We start from the raw sequence: 19,151 nt of genomic DNA, 5'->3' as shown, positions 1-19,151 counted from the left end.
TTGCATACTCCTCTTTTTCTTAGTCTTTAATTATTCTATTTATCTTTTAATTATATATAATCCATATTATTATTGTCAATATTTATAAGCATTATATTCATTTACTTAAATTTTGTTTCCAGAAATTTTTAGGATTTTCTCTCTCTTCAATAGGAAGTATAGTATATCCTTGATTTTCTAATTCATCTATTATTCCTTGAAGAGCTCTTACACTTTGTTCTTTTTCATGCATAAGTAAAACTATCTCTTTATGCTGAGGGCCATATGTTTTTACACTTTCAACTATTTGTTCTGATGTAGCTCTCCAATCTTGTGTATCTAAGTTCCAATCCCAAATTTTATAACCCTCTTTTAATAACTCTTCGTAAGATTCTTTTGGTGCATATGGTTTACTTCCATATGGTAATCTTATTAAGTTAGATATTTTATTAGTTATTTTTTCTAAAGTATTTTTACATTTGTTAAACTCATTGACAGTTGCCTCAGGTGTTTTATATAAAACATTTATGTCATGGCTCACACTATGAAATCCTAGAGAATGATCTTCTTTAGCTATATTTTTTAATGCTTCAGGATATGTTTTCATATTTCCCTCTATCATAAAAAAAGTAGCTTTTACATTATTTTTTCTAAGTATGTCTAAAATCTCATCAGTATATTTTGAAGGTCCATCATCTATAGTTATATATGCAATTTTTTCTGGCTTAGGTCTTGGCCCTCTATTACAAATATCACTAGTTTTTAGCATAAGTTGAGTTAGTGTTAATGCATCACTATCTAATAGCTTGACCTCTATGTTGCTATTTGTGTCCTCTTGAGTTCTTTCAAAAATATTTTCGTACATAAGAAATATTAAAAATAAAAGTATACCTACTATAAACAAATTTAATAAAATAGGTTTAATTCTTCTCTTCATCCCCATTTCCCCTTTATGTAATTAATAAGAACTATATAATAATAATTATTACCACTTATATTAATATCTATAGCCTCTATTTAATAAATATGTTTATAGTTTATAAAATATTAGCATAAAAAAATAAAACTACTTAATTTGTAGTTTTATCCAATCTCTATCATATCACCTTTTAGTGCATATATTATTTTTTCACATATATTTGTTGTATGATCTCCAATTCTTTCTAAATATCTGCCAATGAATAAAAGCCTTACTCCTTGATCTATATTTATTTCTTTTTCATGCATAATTCTAAGTGTATGCTCTTGAACTTGATCATATAATTTATCAATAAAATCATCTTTAAGAGCTGTATTATATGCTAATTTCTCATCTTTATCTTCTAAAGCATTTTTCGCACTCTTTATCATATCTATACAAACTTCTTTCATTTTAGGAATATCTATTAGTTCTTTTATATACTCTTCTTCTCCAATTTTTACAACTTCATCAGCTATATTAACAGAATAATCTCCTATTCTCTCTAATTCTAAACATATACTTTCTAAAGCATATATAACTCTTAAATCTTTTGCCATAGGTTGTTTTAAAGCCATAAGCTCAATACTTCTATCTCTTATATAATCTCTTAAATCATCTATTTCGTCATCTTCTTTAGAAATTTTCTTTGCATTTTCTACATCTTTACTTATCATATATTTCATAGAATTTTCTAAAATTTCTTCGCTCTTATCAAACATTTTTAATGTGTAGTTTATAAGTGTATTTATATTTAACTCTAAGCTACTGTTGATCATATTTTAACTCCTTTTATTGATTGTTTTATAGTTTAACCTAAATATCCTATCCGAATCTTCCCGTTATATAATCTTCCGTACGCTTATCTCTTGGGTTAGTAAATATAGTTTTAGTTTCATGAAATTCAACAACTTCTCCTGATAAGAAAAATGCCGTTTCATCAGATACACGAGCTGCCTGTTGCATGTTATGAGTAACAATTACTATAGTAAATTTATCTTTCAATTCTTCTATTAATTCTTCTACCTTAGATGTAGAAATTGGGTCTAGTGCAGATGTAGGCTCATCCATTAGTATAACTTCTGGCTTCATAGCTATAGTTCTAGCTATACATATACGTTGTTGCTGCCCTCCAGATAAACCTAATGCAGATTTATTTAATCTATCTTTTACTTCTTCCCAGATAGCTGCTCCTCTTAAACTTTCTTCAACTATTTTGTCTAAAGTAGCTTTATCTTTTATCCCATGAATTCTTGGTCCATATGCAACATTATCATATATACTCATAGGGAATGGATTAGGTTTTTGAAAAACCATTCCTACTTTTGTACGTAGTTTTATAACATCATCAGACTTATATACATCTTCTCCATCAACTAATATTTCTCCTTTTATTCTAACACCTTCTATTAAGTCATTCATTCTGTTTAATGTTCTTAAAAACGTTGATTTCCCACAGCCTGAAGGTCCTATAAGCGCTGTAACTTTATTTTCTTTTATCTTCATATTTATACCTTTTAAAGCTTTATTATCTCCATAAAACAACTCTAAATTTCCTACATTTATTTTTATATTATTCATCTTAGTAGCTCTCCTTACTAAACTTTTTAACTATAAACTTAGCTAAAGTATTTAAACATAAAACTATTACTATTAATACTACTCCTACACTAGCTGCTGCTTGTATATCACCAGTTTCTTTTGCTATTAAGTAAGATTGAACTGTTAATGTTCTCGCACTATCAAATATAGATCCTGGCATTTGTGCAACCGTACCTGCTGTTAATAGTATTGCTGCAGATTCTCCAACTACACGTCCTATAGATAATATTATTCCTGATAATATACCTGGTAATGCACTAGGAATTATAACCTTATATAGTGTTTGAAACTTTGTCGCTCCCATTGCTAAAGATGCTTCTCTATATCCATCTGGAACTGTTTTTAATGCTTCTTCTGTAGTACGTATTATTACTGGTAAAATTATTATTGCTACAGTTAAAGAACCAGCAATTATAGAGTACCCCATTTGTAATGTAACAACAAAGAATATACCTCCAAATAAACCATATACAATAGATGGAATACCTGCCAAACTTTCTGTTGCAAACCTTACAATATCAACAATTTTACCTTTTTTAGCATACTCTTGAAGATAAACTGCTGCTAATACTCCAATAGGTGTAGCAACTAATATTGATAAAAATACAGTATATAAAGTTGTAACTATCATTGGTAGTATTCCTCCACTGCCTACAGCTGAGTAATCACTAATTAAATAATTTAAGTTTATACCTCCTATACCTTTTATAAATATAAAACCAACTATTACAGCTAACATTCCTATCGTAAATACCGCTGACAGTAAAACTGCATATTTTAATATATTTTCCTTTATTTTTCTCATATTACATGCCTGCCTTATTAGAAAGTTTACTTAATACTAAGTTCAGTATTAGTATAAATGTAAATAATACTACTCCTGTAGCAAATAACATTTCTTGATGTGTTCCGAATGCATATCCCATCTCTAATGCTATGTTTGTTGTAAGAGGTCTTACGCTATCCATAATAGAGTTTGGTAAAACTGGTGAATTCCCAGCAACTAACATCACAGCCATTGTTTCTCCTAAAGCTCTTCCCGTTCCTAAAACTACCGCTGCTAATATTCCTGATTTAGCTGCAGGTAAAACTACTTTAAATATAGTTTCTATCTTTGATGCTCCAAGAGCTAAAGAACCTTCTCTATAAGCATTAGGTACCGCCTTAATAGCTGTCTTTGAAACTGCTATTATTGTAGGGAGCATCATTATAGATAAAACCAATACTACTGCTAATAAGCTTTGTCCTTTAGGTAAATTAAATATATTTTGTATAGTCGGAACTATTATTGCTAAGCCAAATAATCCATATAGTACAGATGGTATTCCTGCTAATAAATCCACTCCTGAACTTATAAATTTAGCTACTTTTTTAGGTGCAACTTCAGCTATAAAAACTGCTGTAAGTATTCCAATAGGAGCCCCTATTAATAATGCCCCTATTGTAGATATTATAGATGCAACTATCATCGGTAGTATTCCATATTGATCCGCACTTGGAACCCAAGATGCACCTGTTATAAAATCTATAAAAGAATATCCTTTCGATATAAATGGTGTAAGTCCTTTGTAAAAAACAAATCCTATTATAAGTAATAAACTTATTACAGCTACTAATGCACTTAGCATAAATATGCTTTTAGCTATTTTTTCCATTGTATATTTCATTTTATTATTGTTCCTAGAATCAACTAGTTGCTCCTTAGCTAACATAAATACCTCCATTTTAATTACTAGTTATTTAGCAATTACTTAACACTTATTAATCCTTCTTCTGATACAATTTTTTGACCTTCTTCACTTAATATATAATCTATAAATTTCTTTCCATTTTCTGATAGCGCTTTCTCTTTATACACCAATAAAAACGGTCTAGCTAATTTATAATCTCCATTTTTAGCATTTTGTGATGTTGGAGAAATTTGATCTACATCTAATGCATTTACACTATTATCAACATAGCTAAAAGATGTAAATCCTATTGCATTTTCATTACTAGATACTGTTGATTTTATATTCCCATTTCCATCACTTATTTGAGCTTCTTTAACTAATTCAGTTGAGTTATATCCTACTATTTCTTGGAAAGCATCTCTTGTACCTGACCCTTCTTCTCTTGAAACAACTACTATAGGAGCATCTTTACCCCCAACTTCTTTCCAGTTAGTTATTTTTCCTGTATATATATCTTTTATTTGATTCATAGTAATATTTTTAACTTTATTATTTTTATGAGTTATTATAGCGATTCCATCATATGCTATATTAGTCTCTTTAAGTCCTTCTTTCTTTTCTGCTGGTTTAAGGTCCCTAGATGCCATACCTATTTGAGCTACTCCAGTTATTGCATCTTTTATACCTGCCGATGATCCTAATTGATTTATTTCAATCGATACATCTTGGTTTTCTGCTTTAAATTCTTCTGCTTCTTTTTCTATAACTGGTCCAACTGATGTTGATCCCGATATAGCTACTTTATCTGACCTTGAACCTGTTGTTCCACAACCTACAGCTAATAATCCTACAATCACTGTGCTTGCCAATAAAGTTCCTATTTTTTTACTAAACATAAATACTTCCTCCGTAATTTAAAAATTCGTTTTAAATTCATATATTCTTAATTAAATACTGTCCTCGTTTAAATCTTAAATAATTTTTTCTATATTTAAATAATAAATTACTTATGTTAAATGTAAATTAGATATTAGTTAACTAAAAGTAAATAAGGTTAAATAGAAGTAAAGTTGTGTTAAGTTAAGGTAAATTTAATATTTTGATGTATTTTTGCATAAAAAAAGAGAATGTTAATTAACATTCTCTTTCTAATTCTTCTACTAATTCTTTAAATACATCTAATGCTTTTTCTATAGATTCTTTTTTCTCCATATCAACACCAGCTGCTCTTAGCTGATTAAGTGGATAATCCGAACCTCCACTTTTTAAAAACTCTATATATTTTTCAACTGCACTTTTACCTTCATTTAATATTTTCTCACTTAAAGCACTGGCTGCTGAAAATCCTGTTGCATACTTATATACATAAAAATTAGAATAAAAATGAGGAATTCTTGCCCATTCTAATCCAATTTCCTCATCTACTATACATGATTTACCATAATATTTTTTATTTAAATCATAATATATATCAGTAAATTCTTTAGCAGTAAGTGGTTCACCAGCTTCTACTCTCTCGTGAGTTATCTTTTCAAATTCTGCAAACATAGTTTGTCTATAAACAGTAGTTCTAAATTGTTCTAAGTAATAATTTAATAAATATATTCTTTCTTCCTTAGAACTTGAATTTTCTAATAGATAGTTAACTAAAAGTAATTCATTTAAAGTAGATGCAACCTCTGCTACAAATATTTTATATGAAGAATATAAATATTCTTGATTATGCTTTGAGTAATAACTGTGCATTGAATGTCCTAATTCATGGATTAATGTAAATAGTGAATTTAAGTCATCTTTATAACTCATTAATATATATGGAGATGAATCATAACTTCCCCAAGAATAAGCACCACCTTGCTTACCTTCATTTTCATACACATCTATCCATCTCTCATTGAATGCTCTTTTTACTATGCTTAGATATTCTTCACCTAATGGTTTTAAAGCCTTCAGTATTATATCTTGTGCTTCTTCATAAGTTATCTTCATATCAAAGTTAGATGTTATAGGTACATATAAATCATACATGTGCATCTCATCAATATTTAAATATTTTTTTCTTATATCTACATATCTATTTAAGGTATCTAAGTTTTCATCTACTGCACTTATTAAATTGTAGTATACACCTACACTAATATCATCTTGGAATAATGAACTTTCTATTGCAGATTTATAATTTCTCATCTTAGAATAGAAAATTTCACTTTTTATTCCTCCATATAATGTTGATGCAAAAGTATTTTTATAATCTTCATATGTTGAGTATACAGCTTCAAAAGCATCCTTTCTTACTCTACTATCTTTACTTTTTAAGAAAGTCGAATAATTACCATGAGTTATTCTTATGTCTTTACCATCTTCTCCTTTTATTTCAGGAAATTTTAAATCGGCAAAAGAGAACATCTCATATACATTTTCAGGAACTGTACTTAAATCCGATACACCAGCTAATATTTCTTCTTCCTTTTCTGTAAGGGTATGTGGTTTATCTCTTAAAATTTCATCTACATATTTTTTATAAAAACTTAACTTTTCATCTTCTAGATATTCTTTTAACTTATTTTCATCCATAGCAATTATTTCAGGAACTATGTATGATGTAGCCATTGATAGTTCTGTTGATAGCATTTCTGCTTTTGTTGCTCTTGCTTGATTTTCATTATTACGAGTATCTTCGTGCTGTTTCATGTGAGTGTATACATATAAGTTTTGAAGGATTCTTGATGCCTTTTCAGAGTTACTTAATACTTTATAAAGGTTTTCTTTACTAGAAGAAATCTTTCCTTTATACGATTTCAATTCCTCTATGATACTGTTTACTTTATCAATGTCATCTTTAATTGATTCATTTGATTGATACATAGTATCGATATTCCATTTAAACTTATCTTCTATTGAAGTTCTATCTACGCCCATATTCGTTGCTCCTTTTCTAAGCTTATAGTTTTAAAGTACAGCTATTAATATAGCTCCTTCAGAAGTGTAAGTTCCCATTACAGGACCTATACTTGATATTATTATATCCTTATGTTCATAATTTTCTTCTATATGTTTTGCAATTTTATAAGCTTTTTCTTCACAATTTGCATGTCCTATGACCAAAGTTTTATTTTTTATGTCATGTACGTTATTTTTAACTCTTTCAAATAGCTTTTTCATGCTATTGCTTTCTCCTCTAGCTTTATCTATAGGTTTAACTTCACCTTCTGCAATTTCTATAATGACTTTAAAATTAAGTGCATTTATTAATTTGCCCGCTATTGGATTTACTCTCCCGCCCTTGATAGCGTTTTCAAGAGTGTCTAATACCCCATAAAAAGCTATATCTTTTTTGATGTCTTCTAAGTAGTCAACAACTTCTTTTAACGATTTCCCTTCTTGTATCAATTTATTCGCTTTATATACCATTAATCCTACACCTATAGACCCACTTAACGAATCTACAACTGCAATTCTTTTGTTACTTCCTAGGTTGTGTTCTAAATAGATATTCTTAGCTAGTACAGCACTGCTATATGTACTAGATAATTTAGATGTTAATGTCACTATTAATATTTCTTCTTCTTCACAATGCTCAAACATCTCTATAAATCTTTCAGGAGATGGACTAGATGTTTTTGGTAATTCTTTACTTTCTTTCATTTTTTTATAAAATTCTTTTTCAGTTATATCTACTCCACCTATATAGTGATCTTCTCCAAATGCGATATTGATTCCTACAATTTTAACTCCCATTTCATCCAAGAGTTCTTTTGGGAAATCTGTAGATCCTTCTACTATTACTCTTATGTTTGTCTTCACTTCACACACCTCAACTTTTTTATAGCTATACTTATTTTATATATTTTAATGTAAATAATCTATACTTATTATATTTTTTAAATCATTTAACTCTAATATTATCTTTTCTACCATAATTCGTCTATCATAAACAATAAAAAAATTAACTATATATCCCTTATCTCCATTATTTATGTCTATATTATTAATTTTAATTTGTGATTTTTCTAATTTATTATACAGAGTAGAAATGATGTTTATATCATCTACTTCTATAGTTAAAATATTTTGTTTTTTCCTAAAAAGTAATTTATCTATGTTCTTTAATATATATAAAGTTATTAATACAAATACCCAAGCAAGAATTCCAAGAGTATATTGCCCATAACCAATTGCAATTCCTATACAAGCAGTAGCCCATATACCAGCTGCAGTTGTAAGCCCTCTTATCCCACTTGAATTTTTAAGAATAGCTCCTGTACCTAAAAATCCTATCCCAGATAATACCTGAGCTGTTAATCTAGATGGATCTAAACTTGTTTTACCTCCATAATCTATAAATAATATCACTGATGTTATAGATGTTATACAAGATCCTACAGCAACAAGTATATGAGTCCTAAACCCTGCAAACTGATAAGATTTTTCTCTTTCAAGACCTGTAAGTCCACCTATAATAAGTGCGATTAATAGCCTAGTAATAATATCTATCGCCGTTATAATGATCTCCTCCCTTTTATAGCTTATATCTATTTATATTTCACTTGGGCTAGTCATTATTACGAATATATTATAACTATAAAAAGTAAGCAAATAAAAAAGGGCTATATTTAATAGCCCTAAATTTAATCATTTATATTATCCTTTATAACATTTATATGTGTAGGATATGCTATATTTATTCCATTGTCTTTAAAAGTTATTAATATTTGAAGTTTTGTATCTTTTAATACCTTAAAATACTTATTGGATTGTACAATTCCTGTTATAGTATACTTTGCTCCTATGGGGCTTTCTTCTATATCAGTAACTCCATATACTTTAAATTTACCATAGCTTTCTTTATTTTTTTTAATACTCAATATTTCTTTATGTCTTTCATTTAGAATATCACATACTTCTTCCAAGGCATTTATTACCTTCATAGGATCTTCTTCATATGATACTCTGACATTTACAACAACTCTCATAGTATTTCTACTATAGTTTCTAATACTTAATATATTTCCATTTGGGATAGTAACTCTTCTCAAATCCCAATCTCTTAAACTAGTACTTCTCAAACCAATTTCTTCGACAGTTCCCCTAAACTCTTCATTTAGAATCACGAAGTCTCCGACTTGTATTTGCTTTTCAAATATGATAAAAAAACCGTTAAAAATATCCTTTAGTATACTTTGTGAAGCTACTCCAGCAATTAACCCAACTATACTTGCTCCAGTTACTAGAGTGCCAAACTTTGTAACATCAACTATATTAAATTCTTTTAGTAACAGTATTATGGTAAGAATAAATATAATATAATACGCCATGGAACATAAAACACTACTTAAAGTATTTTCATATCTTACATCAAATCTAGTTAATTCAAACAGTTTTTTCAAAAAGTATTGTATTAATTTTAGTAAAATATACGCACATAAAATTATTATAATTGAGTTTATAATCCTTGCTAGAATCATGTTTAATACCTTTCTTTCAACAATTATATATCAATTATAAATTATTAGCTTTTTATTAAAATCTTATACCTAAATCTAAAAAAGTTTGTATTCTAAGGAATTACAACCTAAATCTAAGGTTGTAATTCCTTAGAATACAAAAAGTCTTCCCTTTTACTTAGAAGACCCTTGGCTTAACTTTATATACTTGTTTATTGCTTCATCAATCTTATTGCTAGTACTAACCAATTCTTCTTTGAATATATCAGGATATTCTATATAAGTGTTTATTTCTTCTCTTAATGTTTCAATTTCCTTCTTTAGTAAAACCATCTCATTTTTAGTCATCTTATCACCACTGTTACAAATTTATATATATTTACTTATATTTTAACAATGTTTTCCCCTTTATGTCAACAAACGTTTTACTAATATAGGGCATTTTATTAACCATGTATTTCGATGTAATTCCAACAAATACACCTGTAATTATTGATGCTATTAACATATAAGGTAAATAACTAAATATCATAGCATTTTTTATAATTAAACTAGCTACAATTAGCTGACCTATATTATGTCCTATCGCTCCTAAAACACTTACTCCTATTAAAGAGAATTTTTTTAATTTCAAAGCCCCTGTCATAAAAAACAAACTTAAATATCCACCTACTATACTAAACATTAAATAAGAAATTGGACCTGCAAATATAGAAGACATCAATATTCTAATAGATAAAATTATAAAAGTATCTTTAAATCCAAATATAACTAGACAGGTTAAAGTAATTATATTGGTAAGCCCTAGCTTTGCTCCTGGAAATATTGCAATTAGAGGATTTGGTATATAACTTTCTAATATATATAAAATCAAACTATATCCTACCATCAATGCCATATACGTCAACTTCTTTGTTTTCATGCTATATCCCCCTTAATTATATGTACATAAATCAATTATATAATATCCTATTTAAAATATAAATTATTTATTTTTTATATAATAATCACTATTTATTGACTTTTTGAATATAAAATGATATATTTATATTATGATTAATTGAGAATGAAACTCATTAGGAGGTGTTAATGATGACTGTTTACGATTTAAGGGTAGGTCAAAAAGGCATCATAGATAATATATATGGAAACGAAAAATTAGCAAAAAGGTTGTTAGCTCTTGGCTGTACAAACGATACTGAAATAGAAGTAAGAAAAATAGCTCCATTAGGAGATCCAATATTAGTTCGTTTTAGAGGATTTGATTTAGCAATAAGAAAAAATGACGCAAAAAATATAAGCTTAAAATAAGGAGGTATCAACTTGATTAATGTAGCATTATTAGGTAACCCCAATGTAGGTAAAACAACAGTTTTTAACATACTTACTGGTTCTAAACAATATGTAGGTAACTGGCCGGGTGTTACCATAGAGAAAAAAGAAGGTTTTATAAGCGAAGATATAAAAATTGTAGATCTTCCTGGTATATACGCAATGGATACATTTTCAAATGAAGAAAAAGTATCTAAGCAATTTTTAGAAGAAGGCGACGTAGATTTAATATTAAACATAGTTGATGCATCTAGTTTAGATAGAAACTTATATCTTACTACTCAACTTATGCAATATAATAAACCTATTGTATTACTTCTTAATATGATTGATGTAGCTGAAGCAAAAGGAATTCACATAGATGCTAAAAAGTTAGAAAAAGAATTAGGCGTTAAAGTAGTTCCTATAATAGCTAAGAAAAAAGAAGGTCTAGAAAATATAGAAAATGATATAAAATCAACTTTATCATCTAGCTTTAATTATAGAAAAGATTTCGGAAATGAGTTAAACACATACAAAGAAATAGAAAAAATATTAAGTAAATCTATGAAGTCAGGATTTAAAAATAAGGAAAGCATAAGTAGTAAAATAGATAATATAATATTAAATCCTATATTAGCTTATCCTATATTTATAGCAGCTTTACTGATATTATTTAAATTTACTTTTGACTGGGTTGGTGGACCGCTGCAAGAGCTAACAGAAACATTAATAGATACTTATTTAGCAATTCCTGCTGATGCATTGTTAGCGAATTCTAGCCCTTGGTTCCACTCTTTAATAGTTAAAGGTTTAATAGGTGGTCTAGGTGGTGCATTACCATTCTTCCCATTAATATTTGTATTATTCTTAGGAATGTCATTCTTTGAAGACAGTGGTTATATGGCTAGAACAGCATTTTTAATGGATAATGTAATGAAAAAAGTTGGATTATCTGGTAAAGCATTTATACCTATGATTATGGGATTCGGATGTGCTTCACCAGCAATAATGGCAACTAGAACGCTAGAAAGTGAAAAAGATAGAAAAATTACTGCACTTATTTCGCCTCTTATGACTTGTGGTGCTAAGCTTCCAGTATATGCATTATTTGTTTCTATATTTTTCAGTAAGAATGCAGCTATCGTAACTACATCTCTTTATTTATTAGGTATAGTAGTTGCTATAATAATAGCTCTAGTTTTAAATAAAACAGTTTATAAGACAGAAGTAGAACCATTTGTTCTTGAACTTCCAGAATATAAACTTCCAACAATTAATGGATTATTAAAAAATACTTGGAATAAAGCTAAAGGCTTCTTAATAAAAGTTTGTACTATAATGTTTGCTATGTCTGTTGTTATATGGATGTTATCATCATTTAACTTCCAAGGATTTACAGATAATATAGATCATAGTTTCTTAGCTTCACTAGGACATTTAATAGCTCCTATATTTGCACCTTTAGGATTTGGTGATTGGAGAGCAGGTATATCTGTATTAACTGGAATAAGTGCAAAAGAAGTTGTTATAAGTACAATGGAAATAGTTTATGGTGATTTAAATACTGTTTTACCTCAAACATTTACAGCGGTAACTGCATATGGATTTTTAGTGTTCTCTGCATTATACACTCCATGTATAGCTGCTCTTTCTACAATGAGAAAAGAGTACGGAAATAAAATGATGATAATCTCAGCAACTTATCAATTTGCAGTTGCTTGGGTTGCAGCATTTATAGTTAAAATTGTAGGTTCATTATTATTTGAAGGCGCTCCTGCTTCTTCAATAATAGAGTTAGCTATAGGTGGTATAATAATTGCCATAGCACTTTTAATTCTTTATAAAAATATGAAATCAAAAAGCAATGGTTGCTCTGGATGCTCTGGGTGCTCAAGCCAAGGAGCTTGCCCTAGTAGCAAAAGTAAAATTGCAGAATAAAAAAGATGGGATTTAAATCCCATCTTTTTTTATTTTAATTATTAAAATTTGACTTTTATACTCATATCTTTTCCACCTCTATTTACTGATATATCTGCACTTTGTCCTACAGAGTATTTGTATAGAGCTTTATTTAAATCTGACATAGAAGTTATTTTGTTATCTCCTACCTTAACTATAACATCACCAGCTTGTATTCCTGATTTTTGTGCTGGAGTATTATTTAATGTTTCAGCTACATAAACACCTTCATCAGCTGCTAAATCTGTACCTGTAGCAGTTTCAAAAGTTTTAACATCAATACCCTTAATTCCTAATGTTACTTTCTCAAATTTACCATCTTTTATTATCTGCTCTACTATTGGTTTTGCTGTATTTATAGGAATTGCAAATCCTAATCCTTCTGCACCTGATGCTTTTGCTGTATTTATCCCGATAACTTGACCTTTATCGTTTAATAATGGTCCTCCACTGTTTCCAGGATTTATGCTTGCATCTGTTTGTATAAGCCCTGTCATGCTACTTCCTTTACCTGTATCAATACTTCTATCAAGACCACTTATTATACCTTGTGTAACACTTTTTTGGAATTCTAGTCCTAATGGGTTTCCTATAGCTATTGCTATGTCACCAGTTCTCACATCATCACTATTTCCTAAATCTGCTACTGTAAGTCCTGTTTTATCTACTTTTACGATAGCTAAATCTATAGTAGGATCATTCCATAAGACTTTCCCTTTTGTAGTTGACCCATCGTTAAATAATACGTTAACATCTGATGCCTTACCATCTGAAACAACATGTGAATTTGTTAATATGTATCCCTTTGAGTCTACTATAAATCCTGTTCCTACCCCTTGAGATTCTTGAGGTATTGCAAACATGTTATTTGTATCTATTGTAGTTGTTGTTATCCCTACAACTGAAGGCATTGCTTTATCTGTAACTGCATGATATACATTCTGTGCTTTTCCACTATCATTTACAACTATACTTTGTTTACTTTGATTATTGTTTTTCGATCCTAGTTTATCTCCAAATATAAATACTGTCATAAAGCTTCCTATCATAGCACTTATTATACTTACAATTATAATTAGCGATATGCTAGTTTTCTTTCCATTTTCACTCATGTACTAATCCCTCCTGATTTTCATATTTTTAAGTTATACCCAAAATTTAATAATATTATTTGATAATTTTCTTTTCAATATACTTAAAATAAAAAACACTATATAGAGTATCTTCTATATAGTGTTTATTTTATATTAATATCCTTAAGTAAACCTTAATTATTTTAATCTTTTCTCTAATTCTTCTTTCTCTTTTTCAAATCCTGGCTTACCTAGTAATGCAAACATATTTTTCTTATAAGCTTCTACTCCTGGTTGATTAAATGGATTTACTCCTAATATATATCCACTTAAAGCACATGCTTTTTCAAAGAAATATACTAAGTATCCAAAGTTATACTCATCTAATGTTGGTATGTTAACTACTAAATTTGGAACTGATCCATCTGTATGAGCTAATAATGTACCTTGGAATGCTTTTTTATTTACAAAATCAACTGTTTTATTTGCTAAATAGTTTAATCCATCTAAATCTATCTTTTCTTCATTTATAGTTATTTCTCTTCTAGGTTTTTCAACATTTAAAACTGTTTCAAATAATATTCTTTTACCTTCTTGTATGTATTGACCCATAGAATGTAAGTCTGTAGAGAAGTCTACTGAAGCAGGATATATACCTTTATTATCCTTACCTTCACTTTCTCCATATAGTTGCTTCCACCATTCACCTACATAGTGTAAGCTTGGCTCATAGTTAACCATAAGTTCTACATCTTTACCTTTTCTATGAAGTATATTTCTAACTACAGCATATTGATAACTATAGTTTTTAGATAATTCAGGATTTGAAAAATCATCCATAGAATCTTTAGCTCCTTGCATTATGGCATCTATATCTATTCCACATGCAGCTATTGGTAATAATCCAACTGGAGTTAGAACTGAGAATCGTCCACCTACATCATCAGGTATAACAAAAGTTTCATATCCTTCTTCTTCAGCTAATGTTCTTAATGCACCTTTTTTAGCATCAGTTGTTGCATATATTCTTTTGCTAGCTTCTTCTTTTCCATATTTTTTTTCTAAGAAATCTTTAAATACTCTAAATGCTATAGCAGGTTCTGTAGTTGTTCCTGATTTAGATATAACATTTATAGATACATCTTTATCTTTTATAACATCTAATAAGTCAAGCATATAAGTAGAGCTTATATTTTGACCTACAAAATAAACTTCAGGCGATTTTCTTTCTCCTTTAGTTAGATTATTTCTAAAAGAATGTCCTAATGTTTCTATTGTAGCTCTGGCACCTAAGTAAGATCCACCAATTCCTATAACTAATAATACATCTGAATCTTGTTGTATTTTTTGAGCAGCTTTTTTTATTCTATTAAATTCTTCTTTATCATAGTTTTCAGGTAAGTTAACCCATCCTAAGAAATCGTTACCCTCTCCTGTTTTATTATGTATCATATTATGTGCAACTTTCACATATTCACTCATACAATCGATTTCTTGTTGATTGAAGAAACCAATAGAGTTACTATAATCAAAATTTAACTTGTTCATAGTTTACCCCTTCCTTATTGTTAAAAGTTTGTTTTACACTAAAAATTATATCAAACAATATTATTTTTTTCCAATTAATTATAAATATTTTTTTAATTTAATTTTAATATTTGCCTTTAAATATTTTTATATACAAAAAAACTCCTGTATTTTATACAGGAGTTCTATATATTTTATATCAATATTATTTTGAATCTAATTTATTAGCTATAACTTGTTGAGCTATATTTACTGCATGATCAGATACTCTTTCTAAATTAGATATTAAATCTAAGAATATAACACCTGTATCTATATCACATAAATTATTATTCAATCTATGCATATGGTTAGCTCTGCACGATTTTTCCATCATGTCTACTTGTTCTTCCATTTTTATAACTCTACATGCTAAGTCTACATCATAATTTTTCATAGCTTCAAGAGCATATGAATATGTAGCTATAACTTTATTATAAAGTTCTTTAACCTCTTCTGTTCCTTGTCCTGATAATTTGAAATCAGAATTTATTATATCTTGTGCTAACTCAGCTATATTTTCTGCATGATCTCCAATTCTCTCTATATCATTAACAGTGTTAAATAGTGAATCTACTATATCTCTAGAATCATCATCTAAATTAGCCTTTGATAATTTTAATAAATAATTTAATATTCCCTTTTGTAATTCATTTACAGTCTTTTCTCTTTTAAATGATTTATCAACTTTTTCTTGTGATTTCTCAACAAAACCATCTATTGCATAAGTTAAACTTTCTTTAGCTTTTTTACCCATTCTTAAAGTTTCTTTTACTGTACTTGCAACAGCTATAGATGGAGTTTCAACCATTCTTTCGTCAAGATATTTTATAGCCTTATGATCATCATCATCTGTATGTTTCTCAGGTACAAGTTTTACTGCAAGTTTTATTATAAACTTGCTAAATGGTAATAAAATTACAACTGATACTATATTAAATAATGTATGTGTATTTGCTAATTGTCTTGCAACATCTCCTGGATCCATGCTAGTTACTATACTAACAACTGGCTTATTTAAGAATATTAAGAATACTAAAGTTCCTAAAACATTAAATATTAAGTGCATTACTGCTGCTCTTTTAGCATTACTAGACGCCCCAACACTTGATATTAATGATGTAACACAAGTACCTATATTTTGCCCATATAGTATAGGTAATGCTGCGCTTAATGGTATTAACCCTTGTGATGCTAGAGCTATAAGCATACCCATAGATGCACTTGAACTTTGAACTATTGCAGTTATCCCAAATCCTAATAAAAGCCCAAGGATTGGATGATCTCCAAAAGTAACTAACATATCTGTAAAACCTTGGTATTTTGATAAAGGCTCAACTGCTTCCTTCATAAAATCCATACCAGTAAATAAAATACCAAATCCTATAAGTATTTCTGCTATATTTTTAGTTTTTGGCTTAGAAGCAAATAAATATAAAATTATACCAATACCTAATGCTACTGGTGCAAGTCCTTTTAAATCAAATGATACAAGCTGAGCTGTTATAGTAGTTCCTATATTAGCCCCCATTATAACACCTATTGCTTGTGTTAAATTCATTATTCCTGCATTAACAAACCCAACTACCATTACAGTAGTTGCACTACTACTTTGTATAATTGCTGTAACAAACGCTCCTACAAGTACACCCATAAATATGTTACTAGTAAGAAGTTCTACTATCTTTTTAAGTCTAGATCCTGCTGATTTCTCAAGACCTTCTGCCATTAAGTTCATTCCATATAGAAATAAACCCAATCCTCCCATAAGGCTAATTACTATATCCAATTTCATTTCCTCCTTGAAATATTTATAAAATTAGTCTGCAAATATAGCACCTCATTCATTTTATCAAACCAGCAACATATTTTTGTTAAATTTGCGTTAAATATTAAAAATATATTAAATTTTTATTAAATTTTCGTTAAATATTTATTTCAGAATATTTAGTAATTATTTTTTCGGCACATTTTATTCCATCTACTGCAGCAGTTACTATACCTCCTGCATAGCCAGCTCCCTCTCCACTTGGATAAAAGTCTTTAACATTTATAGATTCTAAAGTTTCATCATCTCTAACAATTCTTATAGGTGCTGATGATCTAGTTTCCACTCCAGTTAAAACTGCATCCTCCATTGCAAATCCATGTAGTTTTTTATCTAATAAAAGAAGTCCTTCTTTCATAGTCTCACACACGAATTCAGGTAGACAATCCCTTAAATCTACAAATTTATATCCTGGTTTATATGATGGATTTACACTTCCTAAATTATTACTTACTCTGTCATTTAAGAAATCTCCTACTAGTTGTATAGGCGCTTTATAATTTTTACCACCTAATTCAAAGGCTAGTCTTTCATATTTTTCTTGGAATGATACTCCGGCTAATGGATGATCACTTCCAAAATCTTCAGGTAAAACATTAACTAATACAGCACTGTTTGCATTTTCCTTATCTCTAGCATGCTCACTCATACCATTTGTAACCACTTGTCCATCTTCTGAAGCTGAAGCTATAACAGTCCCTCCTGGACACATACAGAATGTATATATTGTTCTCCCATTTGATGTATGCTCAACTAACCTATAGTCAGCTGCTCCTAATCTTGGATGATTGTAAAATTCCTTATATTGAGATTTGTTTATCATCTCTTGTGGATGTTCAATTCTTGCTCCTATAGCAAAAGGTTTTTGTGTTATTTTAACTCCATTTTCATAAAGCATTTTATAAGTGTCTCTTGCACTATGCCCTATAGCCAATATAACTACTTCAGCATCAATCTTTTCTTCATTGTTTATCGTTATTGATTCTATTTTATTATTATTGATTTTTATATCTGTTACTTTGGCTCCAAATCTAACTTCTCCACCTAGTCTAATAATTTCTTTTCTTATGTTTTTTACAACTTCTTTTAATATATCAGTCCCAACGTGCGGCTTATAAGAATATAATATCTCTTCTGGAGCTCCAAAGTTTACAAGCTCTTCAAGAACTTTTCTACATCTAATATCTTTTATTCTTGTAGTAAGCTTTCCATCTGAAAAAGTACCTGCTCCACCTTCACCAAACTGAACATTTGATTTTGAATTAAACTTTCCACTTTCCCAGAACTTTTTTATGTCTTCTGTTCTAGTATCAACGTCTAATCCCCTCTCTAATAAAATAGGATTATATCCTCTTTGGGCTAATACTAAAGATGCAAATAACCCAGCTGGTCCACTACCTATAACAACAGGTTTATTTTCTAGTTTTTGACTACCACTTTTTACGTCTAAGTATTTTTTTTCTTTAACCTCTACTACATCTTTTATTTTAGATTTCTTTAATATGTTTTTTTCATTTTTTAGTTCTACATCTACAGTATATACAAAATCAATTTTTCCCTTTTTTCTAGCATCTATAGATTCTTTGTATATTTTATAACTTAATAATTCATTTTCATTTACTTTAAGTTTCTTAAGTACTAATTTCTTTATGTTATCTAGACTATCATTTATATCTAATTTTATATTAGAAACTCTTAACATAGTTGTCTTCCTTTCTTTTTATTGTTATCAAAAATAAAAGCTAGGCTTTATAG

The 19,151-nt window shown here is 28.8% G+C and carries 18 protein-coding genes and 1 other annotated feature (1 of these 19 running past the window's edge); of the genes, 2 read left to right on the top strand and 16 right to left on the bottom strand.

Features of this window, described 5'->3' with window-relative positions; all coding sequences use genetic code 11:
- Nucleotides 1–30: a binding site (T-box leader), on the bottom strand (it extends 200 nt beyond the left edge of the window).
- Nucleotides 31–97: 67 nt separating this feature from the next.
- The 12 genes from ATCC9714_RS01195 to ATCC9714_RS01140 form a co-directional block, all read right to left on the bottom strand.
- Complete coding sequence (locus ATCC9714_RS01195; RefSeq protein WP_244465148.1) at nt 98–916, bottom strand: polysaccharide deacetylase family protein; 819 nt, start codon at nt 914–916, stop codon at nt 98–100.
- A 146-nt stretch (nt 917–1,062) separates the two neighbouring features.
- Nucleotides 1,063–1,716 (bottom strand): phosphate signaling complex protein PhoU, encoded by a 654-nt coding sequence (gene phoU / locus ATCC9714_RS01190; protein WP_057545575.1) that lies wholly within the window; start codon nt 1,714–1,716, stop codon nt 1,063–1,065.
- Nucleotides 1,717–1,762: 46 nt separating this feature from the next.
- Entirely contained in the window at nt 1,763–2,518 is a 756-nt protein-coding gene (gene pstB, locus ATCC9714_RS01185; protein WP_021126596.1) for a phosphate ABC transporter ATP-binding protein PstB, read from the bottom strand.
- Between the two features lies 1 nt (nt 2,519).
- Entirely contained in the window at nt 2,520–3,344 is an 825-nt protein-coding gene (gene pstA / locus ATCC9714_RS01180) for a phosphate ABC transporter permease PstA (RefSeq protein WP_021126597.1), read from the bottom strand.
- Nucleotide 3,345: 1 nt separating this feature from the next.
- Nucleotides 3,346–4,251, bottom strand: coding sequence for a phosphate ABC transporter permease subunit PstC (gene pstC / locus ATCC9714_RS01175; protein ID WP_057545574.1), 906 nt, complete (start codon nt 4,249–4,251; stop codon nt 3,346–3,348).
- A 35-nt stretch (nt 4,252–4,286) separates the two neighbouring features.
- Complete coding sequence (locus ATCC9714_RS01170; RefSeq protein WP_057545573.1) at nt 4,287–5,108, bottom strand: phosphate ABC transporter substrate-binding protein; 822 nt, start codon at nt 5,106–5,108, stop codon at nt 4,287–4,289.
- A 238-nt stretch (nt 5,109–5,346) separates the two neighbouring features.
- Entirely contained in the window at nt 5,347–7,131 is a 1,785-nt protein-coding gene (gene pepF / locus ATCC9714_RS01165) for an oligoendopeptidase F (RefSeq protein WP_057545572.1), read from the bottom strand.
- A 30-nt stretch (nt 7,132–7,161) separates the two neighbouring features.
- The gene (locus ATCC9714_RS01160; RefSeq protein WP_057545571.1) at nt 7,162–8,016 is read right to left on the bottom strand and encodes a DegV family protein; all 855 of its coding nucleotides are present in this window, start codon (nt 8,014–8,016) and stop codon (nt 7,162–7,164) included.
- A gap of 45 nt (nt 8,017–8,061) precedes the next feature.
- The gene (locus ATCC9714_RS01155; protein ID WP_237164384.1) at nt 8,062–8,670 is read right to left on the bottom strand and encodes an MgtC/SapB family protein; all 609 of its coding nucleotides are present in this window, start codon (nt 8,668–8,670) and stop codon (nt 8,062–8,064) included.
- A gap of 170 nt (nt 8,671–8,840) precedes the next feature.
- Nucleotides 8,841–9,677 carry a mechanosensitive ion channel family protein gene (locus ATCC9714_RS01150; protein ID WP_055332666.1) on the bottom strand — a complete coding sequence of 279 codons (837 nt, stop codon included), beginning with the start codon at nt 9,675–9,677 and terminating at the stop codon, nt 8,841–8,843.
- A gap of 153 nt (nt 9,678–9,830) precedes the next feature.
- Nucleotides 9,831–10,004 (bottom strand): aspartyl-phosphate phosphatase Spo0E family protein, encoded by a 174-nt coding sequence (locus ATCC9714_RS01145; protein ID WP_021126610.1) that lies wholly within the window; start codon nt 10,002–10,004, stop codon nt 9,831–9,833.
- Between the two features lie 31 nt (nt 10,005–10,035).
- Nucleotides 10,036–10,578: a Gx transporter family protein gene (locus tag ATCC9714_RS01140; protein WP_021126611.1), complete on the bottom strand. Its 543-nt coding sequence runs from the start codon at nt 10,576–10,578 to the stop codon at nt 10,036–10,038.
- 170 nt (nt 10,579–10,748) lie between these two features.
- Here ATCC9714_RS01140 and ATCC9714_RS01135 point away from each other — a divergent pair, with 170 nt between their 5' ends.
- Together ATCC9714_RS01135 and feoB are read left to right on the top strand one after the other, a co-directional pair.
- The gene (locus ATCC9714_RS01135) at nt 10,749–10,967 is read left to right on the top strand and encodes a FeoA family protein (RefSeq protein WP_038294199.1); all 219 of its coding nucleotides are present in this window, start codon (nt 10,749–10,751) and stop codon (nt 10,965–10,967) included.
- Between the two features lie 12 nt (nt 10,968–10,979).
- Nucleotides 10,980–12,908 (top strand): ferrous iron transport protein B, encoded by a 1,929-nt coding sequence (feoB, locus tag ATCC9714_RS01130; RefSeq protein WP_057545570.1) that lies wholly within the window; start codon nt 10,980–10,982, stop codon nt 12,906–12,908.
- Nucleotides 12,909–12,949: 41 nt separating this feature from the next.
- Here feoB and htrA read toward each other — a convergent pair whose 3' ends face one another.
- The 4 genes from htrA to ATCC9714_RS01110 form a co-directional block, all read right to left on the bottom strand.
- Nucleotides 12,950–14,041 (bottom strand): serine protease HtrA, encoded by a 1,092-nt coding sequence (gene htrA / locus ATCC9714_RS01125; protein ID WP_021130175.1) that lies wholly within the window; start codon nt 14,039–14,041, stop codon nt 12,950–12,952.
- Nucleotides 14,042–14,200: 159 nt separating this feature from the next.
- The gene (locus tag ATCC9714_RS01120; RefSeq protein ID WP_057545569.1) at nt 14,201–15,550 is read right to left on the bottom strand and encodes a glucose-6-phosphate isomerase; all 1,350 of its coding nucleotides are present in this window, start codon (nt 15,548–15,550) and stop codon (nt 14,201–14,203) included.
- A gap of 184 nt (nt 15,551–15,734) precedes the next feature.
- The gene (locus tag ATCC9714_RS01115; protein ID WP_057545568.1) at nt 15,735–17,357 is read right to left on the bottom strand and encodes a Na/Pi cotransporter family protein; all 1,623 of its coding nucleotides are present in this window, start codon (nt 17,355–17,357) and stop codon (nt 15,735–15,737) included.
- 136 nt (nt 17,358–17,493) lie between these two features.
- The gene (locus ATCC9714_RS01110; RefSeq protein ID WP_057545567.1) at nt 17,494–19,098 is read right to left on the bottom strand and encodes an NAD(P)/FAD-dependent oxidoreductase; all 1,605 of its coding nucleotides are present in this window, start codon (nt 19,096–19,098) and stop codon (nt 17,494–17,496) included.
- Nucleotides 19,099–19,151: the final 53 nt, after the last annotated feature.

This window comes from Paraclostridium sordellii (genome assembly GCF_000953675.1).
GTDB classification, from domain to species: domain Bacteria; phylum Bacillota; class Clostridia; order Peptostreptococcales; family Peptostreptococcaceae; genus Paraclostridium; species Paraclostridium sordellii.
This window is presented reverse-complemented; position numbering and strand designations above follow the sequence as displayed.

What these genes read in the sequence shown, in the direction of transcription:
- ATCC9714_RS01145 (WP_021126610.1), bottom strand. Translation starts at nt 10,004, where the DNA reads ATGACTAAAAATGAGATGGTTTTACTAAAGAAGGAAATTGAAACATTA.
- pstB (WP_021126596.1), bottom strand. Translation starts at nt 2,518, where the DNA reads ATGAATAATATAAAAATAAATGTAGGAAATTTAGAGTTGTTTTATGGA.
- pstC (WP_057545574.1), bottom strand. Translation starts at nt 4,251, where the DNA reads ATGTTAGCTAAGGAGCAACTAGTTGATTCTAGGAACAATAATAAAATG.
- ATCC9714_RS01120 (WP_057545569.1), bottom strand. Translation starts at nt 15,550, where the DNA reads ATGAACAAGTTAAATTTTGATTATAGTAACTCTATTGGTTTCTTCAAT.
- ATCC9714_RS01135 (WP_038294199.1), top strand. Translation starts at nt 10,749, where the DNA reads ATGACTGTTTACGATTTAAGGGTAGGTCAAAAAGGCATCATAGATAAT.
- ATCC9714_RS01195 (WP_244465148.1), bottom strand. Translation starts at nt 916, where the DNA reads ATGAAGAGAAGAATTAAACCTATTTTATTAAATTTGTTTATAGTAGGT.
- pstA (WP_021126597.1), bottom strand. Translation starts at nt 3,344, where the DNA reads ATGAGAAAAATAAAGGAAAATATATTAAAATATGCAGTTTTACTGTCA.
- pepF (WP_057545572.1), bottom strand. Translation starts at nt 7,131, where the DNA reads ATGGGCGTAGATAGAACTTCAATAGAAGATAAGTTTAAATGGAATATC.
- phoU (WP_057545575.1), bottom strand. Translation starts at nt 1,716, where the DNA reads ATGATCAACAGTAGCTTAGAGTTAAATATAAATACACTTATAAACTAC.
- htrA (WP_021130175.1), bottom strand. Translation starts at nt 14,041, where the DNA reads ATGAGTGAAAATGGAAAGAAAACTAGCATATCGCTAATTATAATTGTA.
- ATCC9714_RS01170 (WP_057545573.1), bottom strand. Translation starts at nt 5,108, where the DNA reads ATGTTTAGTAAAAAAATAGGAACTTTATTGGCAAGCACAGTGATTGTA.
- ATCC9714_RS01150 (WP_055332666.1), bottom strand. Translation starts at nt 9,677, where the DNA reads ATGATTCTAGCAAGGATTATAAACTCAATTATAATAATTTTATGTGCG.
- ATCC9714_RS01140 (WP_021126611.1), bottom strand. Translation starts at nt 10,578, where the DNA reads ATGAAAACAAAGAAGTTGACGTATATGGCATTGATGGTAGGATATAGT.
- ATCC9714_RS01110 (WP_057545567.1), bottom strand. Translation starts at nt 19,098, where the DNA reads ATGTTAAGAGTTTCTAATATAAAATTAGATATAAATGATAGTCTAGAT.